General features: G+C 41.0%; 3 protein-coding genes. All 3 read right to left on the reverse strand.

All coding sequences use genetic code 11. From position 1 onward, the window contains the following. The coding region (locus tag IQR33_RS30490; RefSeq protein WP_193844291.1) for a diguanylate cyclase at positions 1 to 1,095 on the reverse strand (1,095 nt) is incomplete at its 3' end. Positions 1,096 to 1,104: 9 nt separating this feature from the next. Continuing rightward, entirely contained in the window at positions 1,105 to 1,701 is a 597-nt protein-coding gene (locus IQR33_RS30495; protein WP_193837978.1) for a response regulator transcription factor, read from the reverse strand. Continuing rightward, positions 1,694 to 1,990: EAL domain-containing protein (locus IQR33_RS30500; RefSeq protein ID WP_193844292.1), on the reverse strand; the 297-nt coding region annotated here is incomplete at its 5' end. The genes IQR33_RS30495 and IQR33_RS30500, both read right to left, overlap by 8 nt.

Raw genomic sequence — 1,990 nt, forward strand, 5'->3', positions numbered from 1 at the left:
AGCATCAGCAATAATCCCAATAACTTCGTCCCCTACATGGTGACCGTAATGGTCATTGATTCGCTTGATCCTATCGCCATCTATTGCAATGACGGAATATGGCGCGGTTTCCAAACGACGTTTGAACTCGCTATCTTGAAAAACTCTGCGGTTAAACAATCCCGTTAAATCATCTTTCGTCACGTTCGTCAGTGCTTTCGCGAGGCGAAGTTTGCTCTCTTTAGATTCATAAGCTTTGTTGTAATACGCTAAGGTTACGAAAAAGAAGATGATAAACAAGAACACGTAATCCAATACAATTTTACTGAATGGGTACATGTAAACGATAAGATTGTTGTTGTCTGCGACATATGATTGGGTGTACGCGAATGATGGAAAGGGGTAGCCAGCGAAATAAATCACCATTTGTTTGTTCCCATTCGCTATTTGAACATCCACCGCTTTCCCATCATTATAAAGCGGCGAGAGGTATAATTGTTCCGAGAACTCTCCCACTAACTCACCTTGAAAGTAAACCGGACTCATGATGCTTATCGCCATGTCATCGGAGTATGTCGTTTTAAATGGTAGGGAAAACAATACCCGGTCCGTTAGTTGCTCTTTCCACGCGGCTAACACACAAGAATAGTTACTTTTACACCAATCAACATCAAACGTGGCTTTCACTCCCTCTAGCGCTTCAATCGGTCTCTCTAAGATGAGTTTGTTTCCAGTATAAGAACGAAAATACATAACGGCATTTTGTCGATTGAACGCATTTGATAAATACGCTTCAGCCTGATGAAGCGATTTCCGTGCAACAGCTTCAACGTAATTAAGTTTTTCATAACGTGACAGGGAGTAAATCGCATCTTGAAAGCTCAGCTCTGTTTGCGCTTCTACTTCACTCACGCTCATGCCTTTGTATTGCTCGAGCTGCGCTTCCGTCAATAGCCCCATGAGAATTACTTTTTGTTTTATTTTGGCTAAATTATTCGCGTAAGTGTTGAACTGCTTTACTTCATAAGAAATTAACACCGCACCAATCATTGTGACAGAAGTGACGAATAGTAATGTTGCGATGAAAAGAGACAACGCGATACTTTTAAGTGTCATGATGCGGTCTTACGCCCCCGCCACTCTTGTTAGCTCAACAATGTTCTTTACGTTAAATTTATCCAATAGACGGCGTTTGTATGTGCTGACTGTTTTGTCACTTATTGATAGCACTGAAGCGATTTCTCTATTGGACTTTCCTTGTAGTAAATACTTCATTACTGCACTTTCTCTGCTTGAAAGTTGTGGCATTTCTCGAACGCTGTTAACAACTTGCTTAAATTTGAAGAAGGTATACCCCTTCTCTACCGCTTCTATCGCGTCTTTAAGAATGTCGTGATTTTCCGATTTACACACATAGCCATCAGCGCCAGAACGAAAAGCCATTTGGCTGTACATTTGGCTAGTTTCAGCGGAGAAGAAAATGACTTTGCCTTCATAACCATGGGATTTGATACGTTTGTAGAAATCAAACCCATCGCAATCTGCCAAGTTCACATCTAAGATCAACAGTTGAATTTCTTCCTTTTTCAATATTTGTAATGCCACCTTCGCTGATGTTGCAGTAAATACCCCATTTGTTTTCCCTAACTCTTCCAACAACGACTTGATTGCAACACAAACGAGAGGATGATCGTCAAAGATCAAGTAATTCAATTTATTCATATCTTTCATTTAGTATGGTTATGGCTTCTAGTGGCATGGGTTTATCAATGTAGAAGCCTTGGCAAAGATCAATGCCATACTCACGTATCGCTTGCAATGTGACTTCGTCTTCAATACCTTCCGCGACCAGTCGTATATTCAAACTTTTCGCTAACGCGCAAATAGCAACAACGATGTTGCGTTTTTTGATGTCGCATTCGACACCTTGTACAAACGAACGATCGATTTTTAACTCGTTGAATGGCAGTTGAGCCAGTTTTTCAAACGTCGATGACCCCGTGCCAAAATC

The organism is Vibrio sp. OPT46, assembly GCF_015163535.1.
In the GTDB taxonomy this organism is placed as follows: domain Bacteria; phylum Pseudomonadota; class Gammaproteobacteria; order Enterobacterales; family Vibrionaceae; genus Vibrio; species Vibrio alginolyticus.

Coding starts and splice junctions, on each gene's coding strand:
- IQR33_RS30495 (WP_193837978.1), bottom strand. CDS start 1,701: ATGAATAAATTGAATTACTTGATCTTTGACGATCATCCTCTCGTTTGT.